26 protein-coding genes are annotated in these 26,137 nt (G+C 63.1%); 21 read left to right on the top strand and 5 right to left on the bottom strand.

Annotated elements, in window-relative coordinates; genetic code table 11:
• Positions 1-16 precede the first annotated feature (16 nt).
• Positions 17-643 (bottom strand): ankyrin repeat domain-containing protein, encoded by a 627-nt coding sequence (locus CAP2UW1_RS16525; RefSeq protein WP_015767769.1) that lies wholly within the window; start codon positions 641-643, stop codon positions 17-19.
• A gap of 437 nt (positions 644-1,080) precedes the next feature.
• Here CAP2UW1_RS16525 and CAP2UW1_RS16520 point away from each other — a divergent pair, with 437 nt between their 5' ends.
• From CAP2UW1_RS16520 to CAP2UW1_RS16480, 9 genes are all read left to right on the top strand, one after another.
• Positions 1,081-2,139: a transposase gene (locus tag CAP2UW1_RS16520; protein ID WP_012806944.1), complete on the top strand. Its 1,059-nt coding sequence runs from the start codon at positions 1,081-1,083 to the stop codon at positions 2,137-2,139.
• A 108-nt stretch (positions 2,140-2,247) separates the two neighbouring features.
• On the top strand, positions 2,248-2,790 hold the full coding sequence (locus tag CAP2UW1_RS16515; RefSeq protein ID WP_015767768.1) for a hydrolase: 543 nt from the start codon (positions 2,248-2,250) through the stop codon (positions 2,788-2,790).
• A 112-nt stretch (positions 2,791-2,902) separates the two neighbouring features.
• Positions 2,903-4,546: a CTP synthase gene (locus CAP2UW1_RS16510; protein ID WP_015767767.1), complete on the top strand. Its 1,644-nt coding sequence runs from the start codon at positions 2,903-2,905 to the stop codon at positions 4,544-4,546.
• Positions 4,543-5,379 (top strand): 3-deoxy-8-phosphooctulonate synthase, encoded by an 837-nt coding sequence (gene kdsA, locus CAP2UW1_RS16505; RefSeq protein WP_015767766.1) that lies wholly within the window; start codon positions 4,543-4,545, stop codon positions 5,377-5,379. Before CAP2UW1_RS16510 ends, kdsA begins: the two co-directional genes overlap by 4 nt.
• A 62-nt stretch (positions 5,380-5,441) precedes the next feature.
• A complete protein-coding gene (gene eno / locus CAP2UW1_RS16500) occupies positions 5,442-6,725 on the top strand; it encodes a phosphopyruvate hydratase (RefSeq protein ID WP_015767765.1) in 1,284 nt (427 codons plus the stop codon).
• Between the two features lie 17 nt (positions 6,726-6,742).
• Positions 6,743-7,105, top strand: coding sequence for a cell division protein FtsB (ftsB, locus tag CAP2UW1_RS16495; protein WP_015767764.1), 363 nt, complete (start codon positions 6,743-6,745; stop codon positions 7,103-7,105).
• Between the two features lie 297 nt (positions 7,106-7,402).
• Positions 7,403-7,873, top strand: a complete 471-nt coding sequence (locus CAP2UW1_RS16490) for a peroxiredoxin (RefSeq protein WP_015767763.1) — start codon at positions 7,403-7,405, stop codon at positions 7,871-7,873.
• 2 nt (positions 7,874-7,875) lie between these two features.
• Positions 7,876-8,376 (top strand): FKBP-type peptidyl-prolyl cis-trans isomerase, encoded by a 501-nt coding sequence (locus CAP2UW1_RS16485; protein WP_081444291.1) that lies wholly within the window; start codon positions 7,876-7,878, stop codon positions 8,374-8,376.
• 185 nt (positions 8,377-8,561) lie between these two features.
• Complete coding sequence (locus CAP2UW1_RS16480) at positions 8,562-10,610, top strand: ferrous iron transporter B (protein ID WP_015767761.1); 2,049 nt, start codon at positions 8,562-8,564, stop codon at positions 10,608-10,610.
• 10 nt (positions 10,611-10,620) lie between these two features.
• Here the strand turns inward: CAP2UW1_RS16480 and CAP2UW1_RS16475 are convergent, their stop codons facing one another.
• The 3 genes from CAP2UW1_RS16475 to mutS form a co-directional block, all read right to left on the bottom strand.
• A complete protein-coding gene (locus CAP2UW1_RS16475) occupies positions 10,621-11,760 on the bottom strand; it encodes an ABC transporter substrate-binding protein (protein ID WP_015767760.1) in 1,140 nt (379 codons plus the stop codon).
• Positions 11,761-11,782: 22 nt separating this feature from the next.
• Positions 11,783-12,301 (bottom strand): hypothetical protein, encoded by a 519-nt coding sequence (locus CAP2UW1_RS25690; RefSeq protein WP_041567886.1) that lies wholly within the window; start codon positions 12,299-12,301, stop codon positions 11,783-11,785.
• A 298-nt stretch (positions 12,302-12,599) separates the two neighbouring features.
• Positions 12,600-15,197, bottom strand: a complete 2,598-nt coding sequence (gene mutS / locus CAP2UW1_RS16465) for a DNA mismatch repair protein MutS (RefSeq protein WP_412566829.1) — start codon at positions 15,195-15,197, stop codon at positions 12,600-12,602.
• A 740-nt stretch (positions 15,198-15,937) separates the two neighbouring features.
• Between mutS and CAP2UW1_RS16460 the strand changes: the two genes are divergently transcribed.
• The 8 genes from CAP2UW1_RS16460 to CAP2UW1_RS16425 all read left to right on the top strand — a co-directional run bounded on the left by CAP2UW1_RS16460 (position 15,938) and on the right by CAP2UW1_RS16425 (position 23,691).
• Positions 15,938-16,795 (top strand): hypothetical protein, encoded by an 858-nt coding sequence (locus tag CAP2UW1_RS16460; RefSeq protein ID WP_015767758.1) that lies wholly within the window; start codon positions 15,938-15,940, stop codon positions 16,793-16,795.
• A 604-nt stretch (positions 16,796-17,399) separates the two neighbouring features.
• Positions 17,400-18,095, top strand: coding sequence for a hypothetical protein (locus CAP2UW1_RS16455; protein WP_015767757.1), 696 nt, complete (start codon positions 17,400-17,402; stop codon positions 18,093-18,095).
• A 259-nt stretch (positions 18,096-18,354) separates the two neighbouring features.
• On the top strand, positions 18,355-19,368 hold the full coding sequence (locus CAP2UW1_RS16450) for a ParB/Srx family N-terminal domain-containing protein (protein ID WP_015767756.1): 1,014 nt from the start codon (positions 18,355-18,357) through the stop codon (positions 19,366-19,368).
• Between the two features lie 87 nt (positions 19,369-19,455).
• Complete coding sequence (gene purT, locus CAP2UW1_RS16445) at positions 19,456-20,667, top strand: formate-dependent phosphoribosylglycinamide formyltransferase (protein ID WP_015767755.1); 1,212 nt, start codon at positions 19,456-19,458, stop codon at positions 20,665-20,667.
• A 235-nt stretch (positions 20,668-20,902) separates the two neighbouring features.
• Positions 20,903-21,919, top strand: coding sequence for a L,D-transpeptidase (locus tag CAP2UW1_RS16440; RefSeq protein WP_015767754.1), 1,017 nt, complete (start codon positions 20,903-20,905; stop codon positions 21,917-21,919).
• A gap of 125 nt (positions 21,920-22,044) precedes the next feature.
• The gene (locus CAP2UW1_RS16435; protein WP_049778678.1) at positions 22,045-22,722 is read left to right on the top strand and encodes a murein L,D-transpeptidase catalytic domain family protein; all 678 of its coding nucleotides are present in this window, start codon (positions 22,045-22,047) and stop codon (positions 22,720-22,722) included.
• Between the two features lie 22 nt (positions 22,723-22,744).
• Positions 22,745-23,188, top strand: coding sequence for a PilZ domain-containing protein (locus tag CAP2UW1_RS16430; RefSeq protein WP_015767752.1), 444 nt, complete (start codon positions 22,745-22,747; stop codon positions 23,186-23,188).
• 20 nt (positions 23,189-23,208) lie between these two features.
• Positions 23,209-23,691, top strand: coding sequence for an aminoacyl-tRNA deacylase (locus CAP2UW1_RS16425; protein ID WP_015767751.1), 483 nt, complete (start codon positions 23,209-23,211; stop codon positions 23,689-23,691).
• Between the two features lie 189 nt (positions 23,692-23,880).
• Here CAP2UW1_RS16425 and CAP2UW1_RS25685 read toward each other — a convergent pair whose 3' ends face one another.
• Complete coding sequence (locus tag CAP2UW1_RS25685) at positions 23,881-24,054, bottom strand: hypothetical protein (RefSeq protein ID WP_199931492.1); 174 nt, start codon at positions 24,052-24,054, stop codon at positions 23,881-23,883.
• Here CAP2UW1_RS25685 and CAP2UW1_RS16420 point away from each other — a divergent pair.
• The 4 genes from CAP2UW1_RS16420 to CAP2UW1_RS16405 are packed head-to-tail and all read left to right on the top strand — an operon-like array spanning position 24,053 to position 26,049.
• Positions 24,053-24,586 (top strand): septation protein A, encoded by a 534-nt coding sequence (locus CAP2UW1_RS16420; protein ID WP_015767749.1) that lies wholly within the window; start codon positions 24,053-24,055, stop codon positions 24,584-24,586. The genes CAP2UW1_RS25685 and CAP2UW1_RS16420 overlap by 2 nt on opposite strands.
• Positions 24,586-24,888, top strand: coding sequence for a YciI family protein (locus CAP2UW1_RS16415; protein ID WP_041568644.1), 303 nt, complete (start codon positions 24,586-24,588; stop codon positions 24,886-24,888). The genes CAP2UW1_RS16420 and CAP2UW1_RS16415 overlap by 1 nt, the downstream gene beginning before the upstream one ends.
• A complete protein-coding gene (locus tag CAP2UW1_RS16410; RefSeq protein ID WP_015767747.1) occupies positions 24,885-25,193 on the top strand; it encodes a BolA family protein in 309 nt (102 codons plus the stop codon). The genes CAP2UW1_RS16415 and CAP2UW1_RS16410 overlap by 4 nt, the downstream gene beginning before the upstream one ends.
• A gap of 46 nt (positions 25,194-25,239) precedes the next feature.
• Positions 25,240-26,049, top strand: coding sequence for a peptidylprolyl isomerase (locus tag CAP2UW1_RS16405; protein WP_015767746.1), 810 nt, complete (start codon positions 25,240-25,242; stop codon positions 26,047-26,049).
• Positions 26,050-26,137 lie beyond the last annotated feature (88 nt).

Raw genomic sequence — 26,137 nt, 5'->3', positions numbered from 1 at the left:
ACGACAGTGCTCGATCTCAATCCTTGGTTGCGTACTGCTGCAGAACTTCGGTGGTCATCGGATGCTTGTTCCTGGAAGCATAGAACAGGGGCGTTCTGTCGTCCTTGTCCTTGCTTCGCGGATCGGCGCCACGTTCGATCAGCAAGCGGGAGATCTTGGGCTGGCCGGTCGCAGCCGCCAAGTGGAGTGGTGTTTGCCCGGCATCGGTCGCCGCATTCACATCGGCCTTCCTGTCGAGCAGAAGTTCCATCTCCTGGCGGGCGCCAGCGAGCACCGCTGCATGCAGGGGTGTCATGCCGACACGGTCCCTGGCATGAATATCCGCACCGCTGGTCAGCAGACAATCCGACACTTTGGTACGGCCATAAAAGGCTGCCATGTGCAGCGGTGTCCTGCCCAGCGCGTCGGTGACGTTGACGTTTGCACCCGCCGCGACGAGCGCCTTGACTTCCGGCAGATCGCCACGGCTCGCGGCGCGCGCGAGTGGCGAGGCCGCTGCAAGCACTTCGACGGTCGCTGCTGGCGCGGCTGGGGGCTTGGCTGTCGCCGAGGGTTCTTTCTCGGCCTGCTTGCTGCAACCGGCGATGGCGAGCGAAAGCATGGCAAGGCCAAGGAGCGTGGCGCGGGATGCGGCTATGTTCATATGCGAGACTTTCCTGCCCGATGAAGCTGCAGTTCGTGTGATCCCCGGTCTTCGATGCGACGGCGTGGGTGTCGTGACGGTGACTCCAAGACATCCCGGCCGGGTCATGCCAAGGCGGTTCGGGACTCCGCCTAGCTACGGCTCCACGCCGGTCCGTCACATCTTCGCGGGTTCCCGGCGCGTGCCGATGTCGCATTCGTGCTTGGCGACCCGCGTTGCGCATATTACCATCGCCGCTGATGTCAGTTCGCTTCCTTGCGTGCGACGCTGGCTGGCCATCACGTGGCGGGTCGCCTCCGGCGATGATCGCGCGGTGGTCGCTGCCGGTTAAGGCAGCGCCTCCATCAGGGGATAGGGGATACGCAGGTCGCCGACGCTTACCACCCATCACTTTTAATGTAATCTCTCATTACTACGAGGCAACACATTGAGAGACGATGGGAAAGACAGATAAGTTAGCGGATGAGGTACGGTTTGGTCTGGAAGAGGCCCTCCCTGGGATGCGCAAGACGATCCTGAAAAAGCTACCGCTAGCGGTGGCGGCGATGATTCAGGCGCGCACACCGAACACGATGGAATTGTCGACGCTACTGGCGCTGAACACGGAACGTGCGGACATGCGCGAGCAGTGGTTGCGGCGACTGCTGACGAACCGGCTGATCCGCAGTGCGGGGGTGCTTGAACCCTTCGCTCGCCGAGCGCTGGAGCAAGCGGCGGCGGGAGGACAGACGATTCTGCTGTCGATGGACCAGACCGACTTGGGCGATCGCTTCGCGGTATTGATGATCAGCGTGCGCCGCGGCGACCGATCGCTGCCGCTGGTGTGGCGGATCGAGGAAGGCGAGGCCAATATTGGCTTTGCCGGGCAGCAGGTGCTGCTGGAGGAGGTACGGGCGTGGTTGCCCGAAGGCGCGGCGGTGATGCTGCTGGCGGATCGATTCTACCCCTCCGTGGCCTTGTTCGAGTGGCTCCTCGCGACGGGCTGGCAGTATCGGCTGCGCCTGAAGGGGAACCTGTTGGTTGATGTCGGTTGCGCTGGCATCGGGACCACCGGCGAGTTGGCCGCCGGCGTGCGTGAGCGCTATGAGGCGAATGCGCGTCTGTTCGAAGCGGGCATCCCAATGGCGATTGGCGTGCTGCATGAGCCTGGACACCCCGAGCCCTGGATCATCGCGATGGATTGTCCGCCCAACCGGGCCGCGGTCCGAGACTACGGCGCGCGCTGGGCCATCGAACCGATGTTCTCGGACTTCAAGAGCCGCGGCTTCCGCCTGGAGGATACGAAACTCGAAGCGCCCAAGCGTCTCGATTGCCTTATCCTGATCATGGCGCTGGCCATGTACTGGTGTGTTCAGGCCGGGCAGGAGGACGCCCGCTGCAATCCCACCGCCACTGAAAAAAAGCCCGTGAGCAGACCGACCCCAACCATTGGAGTGTCCGCAAAGCCTATCGCAGTGCCCTTTCCTGGTTCAAACGCGGCCTCCGCCTTCTCTTGAGACGCGCTGCCAGCGCACTGCCTCTTCCCAAGTTCTTTCAGGGGGCCGAAACATGATAGGTGGTAAGGTCGCCGACGCAACACGCTTGACTGCCTGGAGGGTACTGCCATGTTGATCCGTATCGATCGTTCGACCTTGCTGATGGTCGACTTGCAGGAGCGTCTTCAGCCGGCCATTCACGAGGCTGAACGGGTACTTGAAGCCAGTCTGTGGCTCACCCGACTGGCACAGCGGCTGGGTGTCCCGGTGATCTGCACGGAGCAGTATCCGAAAGGTCTGGGGCCGACCCTGCCGGTCTTGCGGCGCTTGCTGCCGGACGCATGCGTGGTCGAGAAGCTTCATTTTTCGGCCGTTCCGGAGGGAGGACTGTGGAATCGTTGCGGGGGCGATCGTGCGCAGTTCGTTGTGATCGGAACGGAGGCGCACGTCTGTGTGCAGCAGACGGTGCTCGACCTGCTTGCTGCGGGTCGCCGGGTTTTCGTCGTCGAGGAGGCCGTCGGATCGCGGCGATCTGCCGACAAGGAACTGGCCCTGGCACGCATGCGTAGCCACGGCGCGGACATCGTGTCGCGCGAAATGGTGGCCTTCGAATGGTTGCGACAGGCGGGCACCGACGTTTTCCGCGAGATCAGCCGCGAGTTCATTCGCTGAGCGGACGTGGTAGCGGCAAAGTCGGCCGGCACGTCCGGCTGGCGTCACTGCGAGCGTTGGAGAGCGGCTCTGTTTTCGGCTACAATCTGGATTTCCCGCTGCAGTCATCTCCATGATCAAATATGTATTCGTCACTGGCGGCGTGGTTTCATCCCTTGGCAAGGGAATCGCAGCCGCGTCGCTGGGAGCGATCCTCGAGTCGCGCGGCATCAAAGTCACCCATCTCAAGCTCGATCCCTACATCAACGTCGATCCCGGAACGATGAGTCCGTTCCAGCATGGTGAAGTGTTTGTCACCGAAGACGGCGCCGAAACCGATCTCGACCTGGGTCACTACGAACGCTTTACCAATGCGCGCATGGAACGGCGCAACAACTTCACGACCGGCCAGATCTACGATTCCGTGATCAAGAAGGAACGGCGCGGGGAGTATCTCGGCAAGACAGTTCAGGTGATTCCGCACATTACCGACGAGATCAAGGCCCACATCCGGCGTGGAGCGGAGGGGGCAGATCTGGCGATCGTCGAGGTCGGTGGCACGGTTGGCGACATCGAGTCGCTTCCCTTCCTGGAGGCGATCCGCCAGATGGGTCTGCAGGAAGGGCGAAGCAACGCCTGTTACATGCATCTGACACTGGTTCCCTACATTTCGACCGCGGGTGAGCTGAAGACCAAACCAACGCAGCACTCCGTCAAGGAGTTGCGGGAGATCGGCATTCAGCCCGACATCCTTCTGTGCCGCACCGATCGACCGATTCCCGAGGACGACAAGCGGAAGATGGCCCTCTTCTGCAACGTTCAGCGTGAGGCCGTGATCGAGGCACGCGATGCGGATTCGATTTACAAGATCCCGGCCATGCTGCATGACCAGATGCTCGACGAGATCGTCTGCCATAAGCTCGGGATCCTGGCCAGGGCCGCTGATCTGAGTGTTTGGAAGACGATCGTGCACGCGCTGGAACATCCGGAACGGGTGCTCAATGTGGCCTTTGTCGGCAAGTATGTCGACCTGACCGAATCCTACAAGTCGCTGACCGAGGCGCTGGTCCATGCCGGCATCACCACGCGCAGCAAGGTCCAGGTCAGCTACATCGATTCCGAAGAGATCGAGAGAAACGGCTGTGCCGCCTTGCAAAGCATGGACGCGATCCTCGTTCCTGGAGGTTTCGGGCGACGTGGCACGGAGGGCAAGATCGCGGCGATTCGCCATGCCCGCGAGCACAGGATTCCCTTTCTCGGCATCTGCCTCGGCATGCAACTTGCGGTCGTCGAGTTTGCGCGCGATGTGGCCGGCATGAGCGGCGCTCACAGTACCGAGTTCGACCAGGATTCGCCGTACCCGGTGGTCGGCCTGATCACCGAGTGGCAGGACGCGTCCGGCCGCCTGGAAAAGCGGGACGAGAACTCGGACCTCGGCGGTACGATGCGGCTGGGTGGTCAGATCTGCAAGCTCGTTGACGCGACGCTGGCCCGCGCCATCTACGGCCAGAGCGAAATCATCGAGCGCCATCGTCACCGCTACGAGGTCAACAGCCTGTTGCTCGGCCGCCTCGAAGAGAGCGGCCTGGTGGTTTCCGGGCGGGCGCCGGTAACCGACCTGTGCGAGATCATCGAATTGCCAAAGGACGGAGCGACCGCTCACCCGTGGTTCATCGGCTGTCAGTTTCATCCCGAATTCACCTCCTCCCCGCGGCGCGGACACCCCCTGTTTACCTCGTTTGTTCAGGCGGCAGCAGCGCACCGGGCCAAGGCATGAAGCTGTGCCACTTCGAGGCCGGGATCGACCAGCCGTTGTTTCTCATCGCCGGTCCTTGCACGGCAGAGTCTCTGGATTTGTGTCTCGAGGTTGCCGGGCAGATGCACGAGATCTGTAGTCGCCTCGGCCTGCCGTACATTTTCAAGGCCTCCTACGACAAGGCCAACCGTAGTTCAGGCCGTTCGCCGCGCGGACCGGGCCTTGACGCCGGCCTGCAGATCCTTGCCGAGGTGCGCCGTCAGATTGGCGTTCCGGTGCTTACCGACGTGCATCGCGAACAGGATATCGCTGCCGTGGCGTCCGTCGTTGACGTGCTGCAGACGCCAGCCTTTCTCTGTCGTCAGACCGACTTCATCGAGGCCGTTGCCGCCTCCGGCAAGCCGGTAAACATCAAGAAGGGGCAGTTCCTCGCGCCGGGCGACATGCGCAACGTCGTCGCCAAGGCCAGGGAGGCCGCGGCTGGTGCCGAGTCAATCATGGTTTGCGAGCGCGGTGCATCGTTTGGCTACAACAACCTCGTTTCGGACATGCGCAGTCTGGCGATCATGCGCGAAACGGCTTGTCCGGTCGTCTTCGATGCTACGCACTCGGTGCAGCTACCCGGTGGACTGGGGAGCGCATCCGGCGGCCAGCGCGAATTCGTTCCGGTACTGGCGCGGGCTGCGGTCGCGGTGGGGATTGCCGGGCTTTTCATGGAAACCCATCCGCGCCCGGAAACGGCCCTGTCCGATGGGCCGAACAGCTGGCCACTGGCGCGAATGGAAGGTTTGTTGACGACGCTGGTGGCGCTCGATCGAGCGGTCAAGTGCGCTGGCTTCGAGGAACTCGTCTGACATGAATGCGCCGGACGTTGAGGGATCATCACTCCAACATTATTGACAACAAGGGAAAAATCATGAGCTCTGTCGTTGACGTTGTCGCCCGCGAGGTTCTCGACTCGCGCGGCAATCCCACCGTCGAATGTGACGTTCTGCTCGAGTCCGGAGTCATGGGGCGGGCCGCTGTGCCTTCCGGCGCTTCGACGGGGTCGCGCGAGGCCATTGAGCTGCGCGATGGTGATTCCGCCCGCTACCTGGGCAAAGGCGTGCTACAGGCCGTCGAGAATGTAAATACCGAGATCTCCGAGGCGATCATTGGTCTCGACGCGCAGGAGCAGGCGTTCATCGATCAGACGCTGATCCATCTCGACGGTACCGACAACAAGGCGCGCCTCGGTGCCAATGCGATCCTTGCTGTCTCGATGGCGGTGGCCAAGGCTGCTGCCGAGGAGTCGGGATTGCCGCTGTACCGATACTTTGGTGGGTCCGGGCCGATGCAGATGCCGGTGCCGATGATGAACATCGTCAACGGTGGCGAGCATGCCAACAACAGCCTCGACTTTCAGGAGTTCATGATTCTGCCGGTGAGTCAGAACTCGTTTCGCGAGGCACTGCGCTGCGGTGCCGAGGTCTTCCAGGCCTTGAAGAAGCTGCTGCACAAGAAGGGGTTTTCGACGGCAGTGGGTGACGAGGGTGGTTTTGCACCCAACCTCGGTAGCCATGCCGAAGCGTTGGAGTTGATCATGCACGCGATCGAGAATGCCGGTTATGCTCCTGCCGAAGATGTCCTGATTGGCCTGGACTGTGCCGCCTCCGAACTCTACAGAGACGGACGGTATCACTTGGCTGGCGAGAACTTGCAGTTGAACTCGCACGAACTGGTCGATTATCTCGCCAATCTGGCCGATCGCTTTCCGATCGTCTCGATTGAAGACGGCATGGCCGAGGGCGACTGGGATGGCTGGAAAGTGCTCACCGCTCGTCTCGGGAAAGGCATCCAGATTGTCGGTGACGACGTCTTCGTCACCAATACCCGGATCTTCAAGGAAGGTATCAAACAGGGCATCGGCAACTCGATCCTGATCAAGATCAATCAGATTGGCACCCTCTCGGAAACCTTTGCCGCGATCGAAATGGCCAAGCGGGCTGGCTATACGGCAGTGATTTCCCATCGCTCCGGAGAAACCGAAGACAGCACGATCGCCGACATCGCCGTCGGTATGAATGCGCTGCAAATCAAGACGGGTTCCCTGTCACGTTCGGACCGAATCGCCAAGTACAATCAACTGCTGCGCATCGAGGAAGATCTCGGTGATACGGCAGGTTATCCTGGGCGTGACGCTTTCTACAACCTCTCCTGACCGAACCGCCCGCTGCTGTGCGCTGGCTGGCTGTTACGCTACTCGTGCTGATTGTCCTGCTGCAGCATCCGCTGTGGCTGGGCAAGGGCGGTTGGCTGCGGGTCTGGGATGTCGATCGGCAGTTGCGACAACAGCAGGATACCAACAAGCAGCTGGAGATGCGCAACGCTGGGCTCGACGCCGAGGTGCGAGACCTGAAACAGGGTTACGACGCGATCGAGGAGCGTGCGCGCTTTGAACTCGGTATGGTCAGGCAGGACGAAGTCTTTGTGCAGATTCCCGACAAGCCGGCGTCCGGACAGGTTGTTGCCCCAGTCGCCGACAAGGCTGCGGCCAGGCCCGCGACGGCGAAGGAAGCGGTGAAACCAGCGGCGCGATAGCCCGCTGGCGTCGCCTGTTGGCTACTCGCACGGCGTCGGCCTGTTCGCGCCCTGTGGTCGTGCCCAAAGATGCTGTCGCCGAGCTGCATGCTGTGCGCTTCGCCGGACATCGATGCCGCTGCTCCTCCTGTCCGCTGGTCCTGGTCCGGCCCGACCGCGGTGATCGATCGCCCCGCAGTCGCCAGCTTGCCGTGTGCTTCCGTTGTCGCGTTGTTGTAGTCAGGTGCCGGAACCTTGGTAGAATCGGCGTCACCCGCTCGCTTCCGTGCGATCGGGAAGGGTCTTTGAGGGGGCACCATGCTGAAAGCAGGAGAGGTAGCTCCGACGTTCGTCCTCCCCGATGCGGATATGGAACTTATCGATATTGCCCAGTTTCAGGGCAGGAACAATGTCATTCTCTTCTTTTATCCCAGAGATGACGCACCGTGCTGCACCTTGCAGGCCACCGATTTCTCCGATCATGAGGATGAGTTTGCGCGGCTGGATTGCAGGGTCATCGGCATCAGCCGCGACGACTGCATTCAGCATGCGGAGTTCCGGGACAAACACGGGATTTCCGTGTCCCTTCTGTCGGATGCGGAAGGGTCGGCTTGTGAGCAGTACGGTGTCTGGCAGGCGAAAGAAGTGGCCGGTGTCAAGAAGTACGGCATCCTGCGCTCGACTTTCGTCATCGACAAACAAGGTGTCCTCCGCCTCGCGCTCTACGGAGTGAACGCCAAAGGCCATGCGCTCCAGATGTTGCGCGCGGTTAAGGAACTGAATTCATGAACATGCATGTTGCCAAGAATACCGTTGTCACGCTCGACTACAGCGTCACCGATGTTGATGGTGATCTGGTCGATGCCGGTCAGGAGCCGCTCGTCTATCTGCACGGGGGTTACGATGACATTTTTCCGCTGATTGAAGAAGCTGTGCACGGCAAGACCATCGGCCAGTCCGTGATCGTGAAGATGCAGCCAGACGATGCCTTTGGCGAGTACGATGCGGCGCTGGTCCAGGTCGAACCGCGCGGCCAGTTTCCCGACGAGTTGCAGGTAGGCATGCAGTTCGAAGGCGTGCCGGAAGGCGCCGACGATGACGATGATGATGAGGACGTGCTGATCTATCGCGTGACGGAAATCGCCGAGGACAAGGTGGTTCTTGACGGTAACCACCCGCTGGCCGGAATGGCTCTGGTGTTTACCTGCACCGTGACCGATGTTCGACCGGCCACCGCTGACGAGATCAGACACGGGCACATGCACGACGACGAATGCGACGACGACGATTGAGCATCACTTGCGGAAAGCCGGCCGATCACGCCGCTTGCCGTCGGGCCTGCCGGCGGCCCCCAGCTGGCCCGTCGCCGTTGTCCTTTTGCCCGCCACGACCGCTGGGCGTTCGCTGAAGGCCAGGCAGGGAGAGGCTCGTCGCCGCGCCTGCGGCTGGACAGTCGGCGTGATGCTGAGGCCGTGATGTGAGATCGGGCCTGTCGACGGTTGCTGTACCGCGGGTTCTGTTGCGTGGCGATCGGGGCCCGCGCGTTGCCTTGGTCGGGCGGCCGCGCACTGGCAAGAGCGCTCTGTTTCTAGCCGCGTCGAGTGCTTCGCCGCAGCACCAGAGACTGCTGCGTGACGGCGATGCCTATGACGAATGCCTGGTTGACGTCGGTCTGGAACAGGTCTCGCTGGTCGATCTGCCAGCGCTCGTCTCCTTGCACTCGCTGAGCGTGGCCGATCGCGTGGTCATCAAATACCTCCTCTGGGGCGATCACTGGCCGCCGGTGGCTGCACACGAGGCCGATCAACCCGTGGTTGCTTTCAACCCGCCCGATGTGTTGATTCATGTCGTCGATGCAACGACGCTGCAGCCGGATCTCGAGCTGTGCTTCGAACTGAGCCTGCTCGGCAAACCACTGGTGATTGCCCTCAACCGTGTCGACGAGGCGCGTCACAAGGGCTTGTACATCAACGCCCGCGCGCTGTCGGATCGACTCGGCGTGGCCGTGGTGCCGACGGTCGCGCACATGGGCCTGGGTGTCGCCGATCTGTTTGCGGCGGTGCTGGCGGCGGCCCGCAGCAAGGCACCGGCAGTTCCGCAGTTGCCCAGCGCCCACATCGATGCCAGTCTCAGGGATTTGCGCTCGCTGCTCGCCCGCTGCGAGGTCGAGGAGGCTTTTCGCGTACCCTGGCCGTTCCTGCTGATGCAACTGGCCGAGAACGATGACTACTTCCTGCAGGAACTGGCCTGCCATTTCCCGACGCTGCTGCCAGCCGTGATGGCGGCGCGCACCGACGCAGAAATCCATCTGCCGCGCCCGCTGTCCGAGGAGTTGCACGCTGACCGTCATCATCGTGCGGCTGTCCTGTTCGAGAACGTGACGCGCTTCGGTGGGGCGGCCGACGCCGATCGCTGGCAGCGTTTGCTCGACGGCGTGTTCCTGCATCCGCAAGGCGGCCTGTTCGGGAGCATGGCGGTTTTCGCTTTGGTGCTGTTGATGGTGTTCAGGGTCAGCTCGATCCTCGACGCCTGGACTGCGGCGCCACTGATGGAGTGGGTACAACAGTGGCAGCCGGAGTCGACCGCAGGTGTTGTCGGGCGTGCTGTCGCTGACGGTCTGATCGGTCTGGTCGGTATTGCCGTTCCCTACATGCTGCCGCTGGTGTTGCTGCTGGTCGCGCTCGAAGAATCCGGAATCATGCACCGTGTCGCTTTCGTCGTTGACCGCGGCTTTCACCACATCGGCTTGCACGGCAGTGTCGCCTCGTCGTTCCTGGTCGGTCTGGGCTGCAACGTACCGGCCATATCGCTGGTGGCCACGACGACCGGTGGCAAGGACCGACTTGTCGCCACGCTGCTGCTCGCCTTCGTTCCGTGTTCGGCGCGCTCGGCCATCATTCTGGCCATGGGTGGCAAGTACCTGGGCTGGCTGGGCGTGATGGCGATCTTTGCGCTGACCGCCGGCGTCCTGGCGGTTCTGGGTCGACTGCTCACCCGGCGCTACCCGGAAGCGGCTGTCGGGCTGATCCAGGAGATTCCACCTTATGCGCTGCCCGACTGGCGTGGCGTGCTGCGCAAGACCTGGGAACGGACCCGGGACATCGTGACCATCGTCACGCCGCTGCTGGTCGCCGGCAGCGTTGTGCTGGCCCTGCTCAATCACTTCGCTGCCGACAAGGTGATCAACTTTTTGCTGCTGCCGGTCACGACCTGGTGGCTCGGCCTGCCGGCACTGCTTGGCGTGCCGATCCTGTTCGGTATCCTGCGCAAGGAGCTTTCGCTGCTGATGGTCTATCAGGCGTTGGGAACGCTGGAGATCGTGCCGCTGCTCGACTGGGTGCAGATCGCGACTTTCCTGGTTTTCCTCACCTTCTACATCCCTTGCGTGTCGACCTTCGCAGTGATGATCCGGACGATTGGCTGGCGCGAGGCCTGGTTCTCGATCGGTCTCTCGGTGAGCGTCGCCCTGCTGATCAGCGGTGCCGTTCGCCTGCTGCTCGAGGTCTGGCGCGCGTTGTTCCTCTGAACGTCGCTCGCTAACGCAGCAACTTGCCGGCGCGATTGAGGATGGTGATGTCGACGAAGCGCGATCCTGCGTGTCTGTTGGCCGAGAAGGTGATGAAGACGCCGCCGGCGTCGTAGTTCTTCATCGCCTCGAGGGTGTCGCGCAGCTTCTTGCGTGTCGGGTTTGGACCGGCACGGCGCAGCGCTTCGACCAGCACCTTGGCGCCGAGGTAGCCCTCGACAAAGGTGTGATTGGCGGTCACTTCCTTCGGGGCGAACTTTGCGAAGTTGTCCTGAACTTCCCGGATCAAGGGAACGGCGCGACTGTTCGGATCGGGAACGACCTGCGTGAGGACCAGTCCCTCTGCTTTGTCCGCACCGATCCGACTGACCACCTGAGCGGCATCGGTCACCGACAGCGCGACGAACTGCGCGAAGTAACCCGCGGCGCGTGACTGTTTCACGAACTCAGCACTGGCCGCCGTGTTGGCGATCATGATCACTGCCTGCGGTTTGGCTGCCCCGATGGTCTTGACGGCGGCTTCGACTTCGGTCGTGTTCTTCGCGTAGGAACCTTTGGCGACCAGAAAGCCGCCGGCTCTGGTGATGGCCTGTTCGGCGCTGGCCAGCACGTCGAGCCCGAAGGCATCGTTCTGGAAAAGGATCGCGAAGCGCGTGTAGCCAGTGGTTACGTACTGCTCGGTGATCTTCTCGACCTCTTCAGCATAGCTGGCGCGGGTGATGAACAGAAATGGGTCGTTCCTGCGCACCAGCGACGCGGCGCCGCTACGGACGGCGATCAAGGGAATACCGGCTTCGCTGAGGACTTTCTGCTCGAGCATCGCTTCAACGTTGCCGGTGCCGACGAAACCGATGAATGCCAGTGGCTGCGACTCCTTGAGCATGGCGCGGGCGAGACGGACGGTCTCGTCGCTCTTGTAGCCGTCGTCCTTCGCGATCAGGCGAAGCGTGGCGCCGTGGACTCCGCCCTCCGCGTTTACCGGGTCAAAGCAGAGCTGCGCGCCGGCGCGCATGTGGCTTCCGGTCGGGGCCAGGGGGCCGCTGAAAGCGGCGATCTGGCCGATGACGATTTCGCCGGCGGCCGACGTCAAAGGCCCCAGGCCAAGCAGCAGCAAGGTCCAGGTGCTGCACAGAAAAGAGATGAGCTTCATGGTCCCGTCCTCACGACGCCGTCTAGCGTACCAGTCTAGAGCCTGTCGTGTTGCGTGTCGACAGGCACTGCTGCCGTGCGAGCGTTCCATGGCGCTGGTGCGGGTAGATCTCGAAGCGAAAGAGCGGCGGATGGTCGGTGTCGATGATGACCTTCACCCACCCCATGAACGGGTAGCCAAAGGTCTCGAGGCGGGTGAAGTTGGCAATTGGCAGACGCGATGTCGGATGGCGAAGCGGTTGGTCGATACGCTGCCGGTGCGTGTCGCCATGCACCAACAACACCTGACCGGAGAAGTCCAGGGTCTCCTGGCGTAGCGCTGCAAGCAATTGCCGATAGCCAGCGTGCGTCAAGCCTGCGGCATGCTCCTTGAAGCCGGGGTTGCCCTGCATGACGATGACGATTCCGAGTGACTGCTCGTGCCGGGCGTCGGCAAAGCCCTGCCGGAGCCAGTCGATGAGCACCGGGTTGCGGGCGACAAACTCGTTGCTCGGCACGCTACCGATACCAACCCAGTACCCAGGCGGCGGCAGTCGACCCATTCGTTGTCGCCGGGGACGTAGATCAGGGGGGCTGGCGAGGCGTCAAGAAGGCTCCGACGATTTTCGAAGAGTTCGTCGCTGCAGACCGCCCCGCTGTCCTTGAAGTCGCCGGCGTGGACGATGGAGCTGACGTGGGCGGCGGCAACATCCTCGAGCATCGGCCCCAGCTCGCGCGCTTCGTAGCTGTTGTACGGCGTGTCGCCGATCACGGCGAAGCGCCATGTTTCGGCCCCGACAGGGTGGGCAAGGAGTAGCGCGATCGCCAACAGCAGCGCTGTGATCATCCAGCGAAGGCGCGTCACGTGAGTAGCGACTTCAGCTCGTAGAGGGCGTCGAGTGCCTCGCGTGGCGTCAGTTGATCGGGATCGATCGACGCCAGGCGCTCGACAGCCGGGTGGATCGGAAGCTCGCGCTCGTCGGCGGCGTTGGCCAGTGCCGTCGCGAAAAGATCCGGTTGCAGAGGGTTGATCGACGCACGTTGCTCGAACTCGCGCAATTGGCGGCGCGCCGCCCTGACCACCGGCGACGGAATGCCGGCGAGTGCGGCGACCTGGATTCCGTAACTCTGATTGGCCGGGCCTTCTTCGACCGCGTGCAAGAAGACGATTCGCTGGCCATGTTCGACCGCATCCAGATGGACGTTCGCCAGTTCTCCATACTCGTTGGCCAGCAGTGTCAGTTCGAAGTAGTGGGTGGCAAACAGCGTCAGACAGCGGTTCTTTTCGATCAGGTGGCGGCAGATGGCGAAAGCCAGTGCCATCCCGTCGAAGGTCGAGGTTCCGCGTCCGACTTCGTCCATGAGTACCAGGCTGCGTTCGGTGGCGTGATGCAGGATGGCCGCCGACTCGGTCATCTCGACCATGAAGGTCGAGCGTCCGCCGGCGAGATCATCGGCTGCGCCGATGCGGGTGAAGATCTGATCGAGGGGGCCGAGAACTGCACGCGTCGCCGGTACATAGCTGCCGACGTGGGCGAGTAGCGCGATCAGGGCGGTCTGCCGCATGTAGGTCGACTTGCCGCCCATGTTCGGGCCGGTGATCAGCAGCAGGCGACGCTCGTCGGTGAGGCGAGTTTCGTTGGCGATGAAGGTTTCTCCACCGGCGAGTTGGCCTTCTACCACCGGGTGCCGCCCGCCCTCGATCAGCAGCCCCGGCTCCGAGGAAAAGAGGGGTCGGCAGTAGTTGCGCAGGCGCGCCGACTCCGCGAAGCCGGCGAGCAGATCGAGCGAGGCCACGGCGTGCGCAATTGTCTGCAACTGCTGTAGATCTGCCTGCAAGCTCGTCAAGACGCCTTCGTAGAGCAGCTTTTCGCGCGTCAGAGCGCGCTCCTGTGCCGACAAGGCCTTGTCTTCGAAGGCCTTGAGCTCGGGAGTCAGATAGCGTTCAGCGTTCTTGAGGGTCTGTCGGCGCCGATAGTCGTCCGGCACCTTGGTGGCGTTGGCGTTTGTCACCTCGATGTAGAAGCCGTGCACGCGGTTGTACTCCACCTTCAGATTGGCGATGCCCGTGCGTTCCCGTTCGCGCGCCTCAATCGCAAGCAGATAGGCGCCGCAGTTGTCGTTCAGCGTACGCAGTTCGTCGAACTCGGTGTCGAAGCCGCCGGCGATGACGCCGCCGTCGCGTATCAGGGCAGCGGGTTCGGGCAGAATGGCACGGCTCAGCAAGTCGAGCGCGAGCGCGGGGGTGGTCAGCTGCGCATGCAACTCCGCGAGCATCGGCGCCGCTGTCGCGGCGAGTGGCGCGCGCAGTGGGTCGAGACGATGCAGGCTGTCGCGCAGGCTGGACAGGTCGCGTGGGCGTGCTGTAAATAGTGCGATGCGACCGGCGATCCGTTCGATGTCGGCAAGACCACGCAGGCTCTGCCGCAGCTCGCGCAGCGTGCACCCACCGTCGTCGAGGAGCATCGCAATTGCCGCATGACGGGCGCTTGGGATTGCCGGGTCGCGCCACGGGTGATGGAGGGCGTGGCGCAGCAGTCGCGAACCCATCGCCGTGCTGCAATTGTCGAGCAGGCTGTAGAGCGTCGGCGCCGGCTGACCGCGCAGCGTTTCGGTGAGTTCGAGGTTGCGGCGCGTCGCCGTGTCCATGCCGAGAAAAGTGGCATCACGTTCGACGATCAGCGCCTGCAGGTGGGGGAGGGCGCGTGCCTGTGTCGCCTGCGCATAGCGCAGCAGGGCGCCGGCAGCGGCGATCGCCGGCCGCAGGCCGTCGGTCCCGAAACCGGCAAGCGAACTGGTGCCGAAATGCGCACAGAGTTCGCGCTGCGCGGTTTCGCTGTCGAAATGCCAGTCGGGCCGCCGCGCCAGCACGGCGTCCGGCGCGAAACTCGGTACCAGGCTTTCCGGTACGATGATCTCGGCCGGGCGAATGCGCTCGAGGGTGGCCGCGAGTTTCCCCGGGGCCACCTCACAGACACGGAAATCGCCGCTCGCCAAGTTGATCCAGGCCAGGCCGGCGAGCTGTCTGGTCACAGACAGGGCGAGCAGCAGTGTGTCGCGTTTCTCGTCGAGCAGTGCGGCGTCGGTCAGGGTGCCGGGTGTAACGATACGGGCAACGGCGCGCTCGACCGGCCCCTTGCTGGTTGCCGGGTCGCCGATCTGCTCACAGATGACTACTGATTCGCCGAGCCTGACCAGTTTCGCCAGATACTGCTCGACCGCATGGTAGGGCACACCGGCCATCTTGATCGGTTGTCCGGCCGATTGACCGCGCGTCGTTAGCGTGATGTCGAGCAGGCGCGACGCTTTCTCTGCGTCGTCGAAGAACAGCTCGTAGAAGTCGCCCATCCGGTAGAAGAGGAGGAGGTCTGGGTGCTGCGCCTTGATACGCAGGTACTGCTGCATCATTGGCGTGTGGGCTGCTTCTGGCCCTCTTGCTACGTCTTGATTTGTGTGCATATTCCTGTCGCGTCGCTGAGTTGCTTCGGGTCAGTGGTCGTTTCTCCACAGCTTCAAGGTGCAGCCACAGTTTGCTGCGCTCAGCTACGCGCGGCCTGTCGGTCCAGCTTGCGGGCGCAGTCGCCGTAAGCTGAACGGGCGCGATCGACGGTCCCGACAGTGCGACCGAGAGGGTACCCCGGCGTTGGCTGCGAGATTACTTTGCTGCTGCGTTGGCAGTATCTTAACAGCGCGGACGCACCCGGCATCGGTCGCGCAGCGTACGGGAAGCGCAGGACGGGACCTTGACTCACCGAGACGATGCTGCGCGAGATGCGACGCTGGGGGTCGAGCCACGCGCAGCCGGCAGGCTGCGGGGGTCCAGCGTGGACGACGCCAAAGCCGCGCAAGCTGTCGTTTTGACGGGGGACTACCGTCGGGTACAATTCCCCGGGTGTTATCCTCTTGCCGTCACAGGTCGGTTGTTCCCGTGGCTGCAGCTTTCGTTCTCGGCGCGGGAGACAACGGCCATGGGACAGGTTTCAGGCGACTTGTCGGCGAGCTTCCATTGCCGCGATGCAAGCTTTGGATCACAAGTCAATCATGATGCAGACGTCTGCCGGGCGATGTGGTCAACCGGCGGCATCCGCCCGGCTGTTTCCGCAGACCGCAAGACGACTGGCCTGCCCGCGCGGGGCGCCGCATGCCCTGCACCGTAGTAGCCATACCTACTTTATCATCGCCATGCAAAGGAGATTGTCATGCCGAAGAAGGCCGCTTTGCTCACGGTCCACGGAATGGGTCGCACCGAGGAGGACTACAACGCGCAGATCGTCAGTGACCTGCGTCATCGACTGGGCCAGTTGTTCGGCAGCCTGCATGTTGGCAAGGTCTACTATCAAGACGTCCTCCAGCCGAATGAGGACCGCGTCTGGAAGTCGGTGGCGAGCCGCGTCAAGTGGGACGATCTGCGAAAGTTCGTGTTGTTTGGTTTTGGTGACGCCGCGGGACTCGAGAGCGGCAAGGAGCCGATAGGCAGCGATTACGCAAAGGCGCAAATCAAGATTGCGCGCGAGCTATTGCTTGCCCGCGAGGCGATGTCCATGAGCGGTCCCGTCTTGATCCTTGCCCAGTCTCTGGGATGTCAGGTGACGTCCAACTATTTCTGGGACGCACACCAGGCAGCGATGGGGAATCCTCCACGGGTCGGCATCTGGCAAGACATCGGGCGCGTTCAAGCGCAGATCACCGGTGGCAGACCGCTGACGGGCGAGGAGATTTCCTTCCTGCAGGGAAAGTCGTTCCGGCTCTTCATCACCACCGGCTGCAACATCCCGATTTTTGTCGCCGCTCATGCCAAGGAGGATATCGTACCGATCCGGCCCAACGAGCACTTCGAGTGGCACAATTATTATGACCAGGACGACGTCCTCGGCTGGCCGTTGGCCGACATGTCCGACGAATATGCCAGGGTGGTCACCGATCATGCGGTCAACGCTGGCAGCGGGATCATGGGTTGGCTCCTGAAGAGCTGGAATCCGATGTCGCACACGCAGTACTGGGGTGACACCGAGGTTCTGGATCCGCTTGAGGCCAGACTCCGTTCACTGCTTGCGTAGCTGGCATGCTTGCCCGCTGCTCGACGACGTCCGTGACCAATGCCCCGACTGGCAGGTATCCCCGCGAAGTCCGCGCCAGGTGTGCTCGCTCCCCCCACGCGTGACGCCTCGCTGTGCGCACTTGTTCCGATAACGTGAGGTGTACGGCAGGCAGCGGTGCTGCAAGCGGGGCAAGCCGCAGGTTGTCGCTATGCCGACTGCTGCCGTCGCTCGCTCCGCCGATCAACGTTTTCCCCGACCACGCACGCCTGCCCGGTTCCTTGCGGGCGACGCACGGCGCCGACACGACGTACTGGCGGCACGCCCGGAATCGGCCGGGATCCTCGCCCTGGTCCCGTCAGAAACGCCCGCTTCCCGGCACCGATCTTTCGTGACAAATGCAACTTCGCTTCGTGAAATGCCAGGTCGGTGGCTGCTCGGACCGTTGATCGCTCCCTACCCGGCGGCGGTGGCTGTCAATGGCTGCGAAACCGACCGAGGGTTGCTTTCAGGGCGCTTGCCTTGGTGGTTCGGTAGAGGATCGAGCGAGGTGGGCACACGTCAATGGTCTACTCGCCCGCTTGGTTGGTGGCGCAACGGGAGGGTGAGGGGAGTCGGGCTTGTCGTGCAGGCGTGGCTGCTGCTATCCGTTGAGGTCGGCGCCGGCGAGCAAGACGTCTTCGTCACTCGCAGCGCCGGTGGCAACCCGGTTTTCTCGGATAAGGCAGCGCCCGGTGCTACACCGGTAACGCTGTCCCCGCTCAACGTGATCGAACCGATCCCTGTCGGCAAGACACTCCCGGCGGTCAGCGTGCCCCATGAAACCGCCAAACCAGCGGCGGCAGCGCCTGCCTACCGGCGCTTCACGATCGTCTTCCCGGAAGACGAAGGTAGCGTCGCCGCGAACACCGCGCTCTTTGAAGTGCGGGTCGCTCCGGAACCCCCGCTGCAATTGGGAGAGGGCCACTCGATTGCCGTCAGCATCAACGGTCGGTCGGTCGGGCAGCGCTTCACCGCCACCGAGTTCGTGATAGCACCGGAGTTCTGGGGGGATGCGTTGCCGCCAGTCAACCAGCGCTATCAGCTCGATGCAGCGATCGTCGACCGCGATGGCAGGGTGCTGACGCGCGCCCGACCGGTGAGTTTCTACCTGCGCCAGGTCGCTGGCATCTTTCCCCGTCCCTATATGCCGCCGCCGGTGGGGCGGCCAGTGCCGCTACCCATGCCGGGCCAACTGGACCGGGCGCAGCCGCCAGCGGTGCGTATGGAGAAGACTCCGCCTGCCAAGCCGCGCCAGACACAGGGGCTGCTCGATCGTTGAACCGCCACCGCATTGGTGTCGGTCGTTCCTCGACTGTGGCGGTTGACGCATGCCAGTGACCGCATGAGTGAATCGCTGTCGAGGACGCGTAGTCGGCGCGCCTGTGTGTGTACTGCTCATCGGTGACCAATCTCGGTCGGCCATCATAAGAATGTTCGATTGACTGTTGTGCCGACGCTGTGGATACTCGGGACGATGCGGTTGAACTGCATATCCGTATCAATTCCATTCCCCATTTTGGTAGACAAGGAGGACACGCATGCGTACGCTCAATATAATGCTATCAGGATTGCTGATGACCGGCTTGGCGGCGACGGCAAACGCTAGCGGTGGCAAGGATGACTGGCAAAAGCGGATTCCCGAGTGTGGCAAGGACACCAGGGTCGTCAAGCTTGTTGACTATGATGAGGGGATGAGTGCCGCGAGCGGTGACGCGACCGACGTTCCACCGGTCAAGATCGTCACCTTCAAAGAAAAGAAGAAGAAGGGGTGCTGGATCGACGTGAAAGATCTCCACCCAACACAGTCGGCGGTGGGAATGGGCGCAGCGGCGTGCAAGTCGGGCAAGATCACGCGCAAGGCCAAGGACGGCAAACTCAACGACTGGCTGCTCGAGGACAATCGCTGGGTTCCCCTCGTGCGAGGCCCGGGCGGGAAGTTCTACCTGACCGACCATCACCACCTGTCGGCCGCCGTGTACAACGCGGACATCCCCGACAAGCAGAAGAAACTTTACGCCTACCTGCTCAGGGATTGGTCGACCATGAAGGAGGATGCCTTCTGGAAGAACATGGAAAAAGAAAACCTGACGTGGCTGAAGAGTCCGGACGGGCTGGCAATTTCGCCGAAGGATCTGCCGTCGAAGATCAGCCGCTTGCAGGACGATCCGCTGCGGACTCTTTCAGCCTGGGTGCGCGGCAGTTGCGGCTATGTCAAGTGCAATCCGCCCGGGGTGACCGATGAGGATGCCGAAGGCACCTGCGCAGCCCAGTATTCGGATGTCGCGTGCGCCAGCGCCTACTTCCTCGAGTTCAAGTGGGCAGCGCATCACGCCACTGTCCCGGAGGTGAAGGCGGCTCTCAGCGAGAGTGGCGCGTGTTCGCAACAGGCTCCCTTGAATCAGGAATGCCTCGATCGTCAGCGCGAAAAGCTGGCCAAGGCCCTGCCTGCGGCGATGACGGCGGCGGCCGCACCAGCAGCGCAGGCCATCGTCGGCCAGGGTGCCGGCTATAACCCGAAGGCGCACGAGGGCGTTGTGCCACCGTGCGAATGAGCGGCTGCCGCTTTGACGCTTGACGCCGCGGCGCGTCGCGCCTAGATTCCCTGACTTGGGCCTTGTGTTCAGGTCAGGGAAATCCTCATGAGAATCGGTACTCCGCTTTCCCCCGGCGCCTTGCGCGTCATGCTCCTCGGTGCCGGCGAACTCGGCAAGGAAGTGATCATCGCCTTGCAGCGCTTGGGCGTCGAGGTGATCGCCGTCGACCGCTACGCGAACGCTCCCGGGCAGCAGCTTGCGCACCGCGCGCACGTGCTCGATATGACCAACGGCGCGACCTTGCGCGCGCTGATCGACAAGGAAAAACCACACATCATCGTTCCGGAAATCGAGGCCATTGCTACCGACACGCTGGTCGAGGTCGAAGCCGAAGGGCTCGCCGAGATCATCCCGACGGCACGCGCTGCCCGGCTGACGATGAACCGCGAAGGCATTCGCCGGCTGGCCGCCGAGCAGCTCGGCCTGCCCACTTCGCCGTACCGTTTTGCCGATTCGCTGCCCGAACTGCGGGCGGCGATCGACAGCGGCATTGGCTACCCGTGCATCGTCAAGCCCGTGATGTCGTCGTCCGGCAAGGGGCAGTCGATGCTGCACGGTGCCGGGGACGTGTCACCGGCCTGGGAATACGCTGCCAGCGGTGGCCGCGTCAATCAGGGACGCATCATCGTCGAAGGCGTGATCGACTTCGACTACGAAATCACCCTGCTGACCGTGCGTGCGCGCAGTGAAGATGGTGCCATCCAGACGGCGTTCTGCGAACCGATAGGTCACATCCAGGTTGCCGGCGATTACGTCGAATCCTGGCAACCGCAGCCGATGGCGCCGCTGGCGCTGGCACGGGCGCGCGAGATCGCCGCGGCGGTTACCGGCCAGCTTGGCGGACGCGGTGTTTTCGGCGTCGAGCTGTTCATCAAGGGCGAGCAGGTCTGGTTCTCGGAAGTCAGCCCCCGTCCGCACGACACCGGGCTGGTGACGCTGTGTTCGCAGCGCTTCTCCGAGTTCGAGCTGCATGCGCGCGCCATCCTCGGGCTGCCGTGCGACACTGGCCTGCGCGAGCCGGGGGCTTCGGCCGTGATCTACGGCGGCCTGGACGCAAGCGGAATCGTTTTCGACGGCATCGCCGCCGCGCTGGCGGTCCCGCGCAGCGATCTCCGGCTGTTCGGCAAGCCGGAGTCGTTCCGCAAGCGCCGTATGGGCGTTGCCATCGCCAACGGCGATGACGTGGCGCAAGCGCGCGAGCGTGCCAAACGAGCGGCGAGTCTGGTCAGGCCGGGATTGGCCGCCGCTGGTCGGTAGCGGACGTCGACTTGCCGGAGCGTTCCGGGATCTTGCCGCGCTTGCCCGCGTTGACTTGCCGTCGCTGTCGTGCATCCAGGGAGGCAGGCAGTTGCCCCACGGTTGGACATGGCCACACGATAGCGCATGCCGTGTGGCGGCCGACGGCTCCGCGGTCGCCGTAAGCACGTGTGTTCCATCTTCCGGCGGTGTCCTATAATTCGCGGCTTGCTCAACCGCGACGAGGACGTTGACGATGCGCTTCACCGCTTGCTTTCTCATGGCCCTCCTTGTTTCGACGCTCGCTCGTGCCGAACTGCCCTTCTGGGGGAACAAGGCCTCCGATGCGGCGGAAACGGCGCCTGCCGCCTTGCCCATCGGGCATTTCGTATGGGCACCGCAGGTGGCGCCCGAGGGACCCATCGTCGTCGTCGTCAGCCTCGACGAACAGATTGCCTACGCCTACCGCAACGGTGTCCGTATTGGCTATGCCAAGGTCAGTACCGGAAAGAAGGGCTACGCGACGCCGACTGGCGTGTTCACGACGCTGCAGAAGGACAAGGATCACCATTCGAAGACCTACAACAACGCGCCCATGCCCTACACCCAGCGGTTGACCTGGGACGGCGTCGCTCTCCACGCTGGCGGCGTGCCGGATTACCCTTCCTCGCATGGCTGCGTCCACCTGCCCTCAGAGTTCGCCCGTCTGCTTTTCGAGGCAAGCCCCCTCGGCATGACCGTCGTTGTCGGTAACGCGCACTCGGCGCCGGTGGACGTCGCTCATCCGGCCATGCTGGCGCCGGTCGATGCCCATACCGGCCAGCCGGTCGAGACGCCGAAGCTCGCCGTCGCGGAAGAGTCGCGCTGGGAGCCCGAGAAAGTGCCGCATGGACCGGTGTCGCTCTTGCTGAGTGGCGCCGATCGCCGGCTATTGGTGTTTCGTAACGGCGTCGAGATCGGCCGCAGCAGGATCGCCGTCCGGGACCACGGGACCCGCCTTGGGACGCACGTCTATACAGTGACGGGTATGCAGGCCGACGGGCGGCCGAAGTGGACGGCGGTAGGCATTCCGGGTCACGCCGGCGATGCGAATGCGTCACTCGATCCCGAGCAGACGCGGGGCGTGCGCATACCCGACGAGTTCGTCCTCAAGCTGGGTCCGCTGCTGACGCCGGGAGCCACGCTGCTGGTCACCGACGCGGAGATCCTACCGCACCACACGGGCAGCGCCCTCACGGTGTTGACCGACAAGGCTCCCGAGGCCGCGCTGTGATAGTGGCGGCTCGTCGGCTGCAGCATCCGGTGAGTCGTGGGGAGAGCGAGTGCACATGGCGTGGAGGCGGCGCTCTGGCGCGGCGTGTGCTGATCGTCGCCACCGTGTTGGCGGCCAACGCCACGATGGTTCGTGCCGAGCCCGCTCTGGCGGGCGCCTTGGCGACGGCGGCGCCAGCGGTCGACAGCCGGGTGCTCGAACTGGCCGTTGCGTCGCTCGACTGCGCCCAGCGCAGTACGTCGGCAGCGGCGAAGCGTCTGGCGGTGATAGATTACTCGCTGCCGTCTACCCAGCCACGGCTGTGGGTCTTCGACCTGGGAACACGCACTCTGCTGCGCGAGGAGCACGTCGCGCACGGCCGGGGCTCAGGTGACAATCATGCGAGCCGTTTCTCGAACGAGCCGGGCAGCCTGCAGTCCAGCCTGGGGCTGTTTCGCACTGCCGAGAGCTATGTTGGTCGCAACGGTTACTCGCTTCGCCTCGAAGGCCTCGAACCCGGCATCAACGACCGCGCTTTCGAGCGGGCGATCGTCATGCACGGTGCGCCCTACGTCAGCGACGAGGCGATGCGTCAACTAGGCCGCTTGGGAAGAAGCCTGGGTTGCCCGGCGGTGCGTCCGGAGATTGCGACGGAACTGATCGACGAGATCAAGGGTGGCCAGTACCTATTCGCCTATTACCCGGATCGCGAGTTCCTTGCCGCGTCGAGCCTGCTCGCCTGTCCCGCTGCCACGGCGCCGCTTTCCGATGGTGGTGCCTACGCCGGCTGGTCGGAGGCCGCCGCGCCGTCCGAGCTACGCTGACAGGCAGGCGGCGCGAGCTGACATGACGTCGCAAGACATGCTGGAGCGACGCTTCGTTCGGCATCCGGTGGACATACCGATCGAGATCGTTGCCGATGATTTGAATCGGGGGACGCTGCGCCGGTTGAAGGACGTCGGTCTCGGCGGGCTGGCGTGTCGGTCGGATCGTTCGCTGCCGATCGGCGCGCGCGTGGTGATCACGATTCCTCTTGTGCAACCCCCTTTCAGCGCGCCGGCTGCGGTCGTCTGGTGCCGTCGCGGCGAGCCCCATTTCGAAGTGGGTATCCGTTTCACCGATTCTGCCGACCTCTTCGCGGCTCGCATGGTGGAGCAGGTCTGCCAGATCGAGCACTATCGCCGGGAAGTGCGGCATCGGGAAGGGCGCGAGCTTGATGCCGAGGCGGCGGCGCAGGAGTGGATTGCGCGTTACGCCGACCAGTTCCCGTCGTTGGGTAGCCGTCACTGAGCGGAGATGGCATCCGGCATATGGCGCGCGAGAAGATCCCGGTCACTGCGGCGGTGCGCGTATTGCGGGCTGGCCGCGTGGTGTTTACCGACCACTGCTACGCCTACCAGGCGCGCGGAGGTACCGCGGTGAGCAGCCGCGAGCTGGGTGTGGACGAGCGCGTGATAGTCAAGACGCTGGTCATGGAGGACGAGCGCAGGCAGCCGCTGATCGTGTTGATGCACGGCGACTGCGAGGTATCCACCGGCAAGCTCGCCCGGCACCTCGGCGTCAAGACCGTCGCTGTCTGTCATCCGGATGTTGCCAGTCGACACTCGGGCTATCTGGTCGGTGGCACCAGCCCCTTCGGCACGCGCAAGGCGATGCCCGTCTACCTCGAGCGGAGCATCCTCGACCTCGAGAAGATCTACATCAATGGTGGCAGGCGAGGCTATCTGGTAGGCATCGCGCCGCAGGTGCTCGTCGACCTCCTCGAACCCGAACTGGTCGATGTTGCCGTCTGATAGCGTCCGACACTCCTGCCCCCGGGTATCACGCTTGCCTGATCCATTCTCAGCGCGACCGCATGAACGTTGTGCACCGAGGTCGTGAAACCGATGCGGCATCGTGCCTGCCGACCGCTCGAAGGCGCTGACCAAGTCCTTGATCGACTCGGCCAGTGCGGACCACGGCAAGTCTGTTCTCTCCCCAGTCTACGCTTTGAGATTGCCGACCGAGTTCCTGGTCAACCGCAGATAGTCAAGGACCAAGTCGAGATTGCGGTTCAGGTGGGCCATTTTCTGCGCGATGCTGGTGGGCCCAGCGAGCATGGACAGCGCCCCGAGAAATCGGCCATAATCGCGAAATCTGTCCACGGCGCCGGTCATGAAGTTCCTTTTCGATCTTTTTCCCGTCATCCTTTTCTTTATAGCCTACAAGTTTGCCGGCATCTACGCGGCGACTGGCGTTGCCATGGCGGCCACCTTTGCGCAGATCGGCTGGTTGTGGTTCAGAGGCCGCAGGATCGACACCATGCTGTGGGTCAGCCTGGTGATCATCACGGTCTTCGGCGGTATGACTTTGGCGTTGCATGACGAGACCTTCATCAAGTGGAAGCCGACGGTGCTCTACTGGGCCTTCGCGGCGGTGCTGCTTGGCGGCACCTTGTTCTTCAAGAAGAATCTGATGCGCACCTTGCTGGCCGAGCAGATGGAACTGCCGGAAGCGGCCTGGAAGACTGTCAACTGGTCATGGATCGGCTTCTTCCTGTTCATGGGCGTCGCGAATCTCGTTGTCGCCTTCAATTTTTCCACCGACGACTGGGTCAACTTCAAACTGTTCGGCGGTATGGGGCTGATGCTGGTTTTCGTTCTTGGCCAGGGGCTGCTGCTTTCGAAATACCTCGAGGAGAACAAATGATGCTCTACGCCATCGTCGGCGAAGATCGACCGGACTCGCTTGCTCAGCGCCTCGCCGCGCGGCCGGCGCATGTCGAGCGCCTGAGGGCGCTGCAGGACGAAGGCCGCCTGCTGCTCGCCGGTCCGTTTCCTGCGATTGATTCGCCGGACCCGGGGCCAGCCGGCTTCTCGGGCAGCTTGATTGTCGCCGAGTTCGCGTCGCACGAAGCCGCCACTGCCTGGGCTGATGCCGACCCATACGTTGCGGCTGGCGTCTACCAGAAGGTCATTGTCAAGCCATTCAAGAAAGTGCTGCCAGCGTGAGTCTGCCTGCAGCTGCCGAAGCTGTCGATGCGACGGTTCGCGAACGGCTCGCGCTGCTGTCGCCAATTCGCCTGGAACTGATCGACGATTCGGCCCGGCACGCTGGCCACGCTGGTGCGCGAGGCGGTGGCGGTCACTATCGGCTGCTCATCGTCGCCGCCGTTTTCGCCGGTCAGACGCGGCTGGCCCGTCATCGGGTCATCAATCAACTGCTTGGCGACCTTATTCCGGCCAGGATGCACGCCCTGAGCATCAAGGCAATGACCCCCGAGGAAGCCGCCTCGCCGGCTTCGGTCGCTATCTGATTCCCCAGCTTCACCTCATCCACCCCAACAGAAGGAAATCCAGAAAATGCACAACCTCTCCAAGCTGGCAGGCGCACTGCTCCTCGGCGCGCTGATCTCGTTACCGGCGACTGCCGCCGAAAAGGCCAAGAGCGCGGGCGCGGCCGGCGCCGTTGCCACCGTCAACGGGGTCGCCATCTCGCAGACCGTCGCCAATGCATTTGTCGCCGAGCAACAGGCACAGGGCGCTCCCGACAGTCCGGAACTCAAGAAGGCCGTGCGTGAAGAGCTGATCCGCCGCGAGTTGCTGGTCCAGGAAGCGAAGAAACTCGGCCTCGACAAGAAGCCGGACGTTGCCGCACAGGCCGACCTCGCACGCCAGGCGATCTACATTCGCGCTTTCGTTCAGGACTACGTCAAGAAGAACCCGATCAGCGACGAGCAGGCCAAGGCGGCGTACGAACGGATGAAGAGTCAGATGGGCAGCACGGAGTACAAGGTGCGCCATATCCTCGTGGAAAAGGAAGACGACGCCAAGACGATCATCGTCAACCTGAAGAAAGGCGCCAAGTTCGATGAACTGGCCAAGCAATCGAAGGACCCGGGTTCGAAGGAGAAAGGTGGCGACCTCGGCTGGAGCAGCACGGCCAATTACGTGAAACCCTTTGGCGATGCGGTGGCCGGTCTGGCCAAGGGCAAGTTCACCGAAACCCCGGTGAAGACCGATTTCGGCTATCACGTGATCCTGGTGGAAGACAGTCGGCCGCTGACGCCGCCGCCGTTCGACCAGATCAAGCCGCAAATCAATCAGCGCCTGCAGCAGGAGCAACTCCAGAAATACGTCGCGGAACTGCAAAAGAAGGCGAAGATCGACTAGGCAGACTGCTGCAGCGAGAAAAGGCGCCGACCAGTTCGGCGCTTTTTTTGTGCACGGGTCGGCACCGGCAGGCGTGCCTGGCGGTGCT

It is taken from the genome of Candidatus Accumulibacter phosphatis, assembly GCF_000024165.1.
In the GTDB taxonomy this organism is placed as follows: Bacteria; Pseudomonadota; Gammaproteobacteria; order Burkholderiales; family Rhodocyclaceae; genus Accumulibacter; species Accumulibacter phosphatis.
The sequence above is the reverse complement of the archived record's forward strand: the minus strand, read 5'-3'. Positions and strand labels throughout refer to the sequence as shown.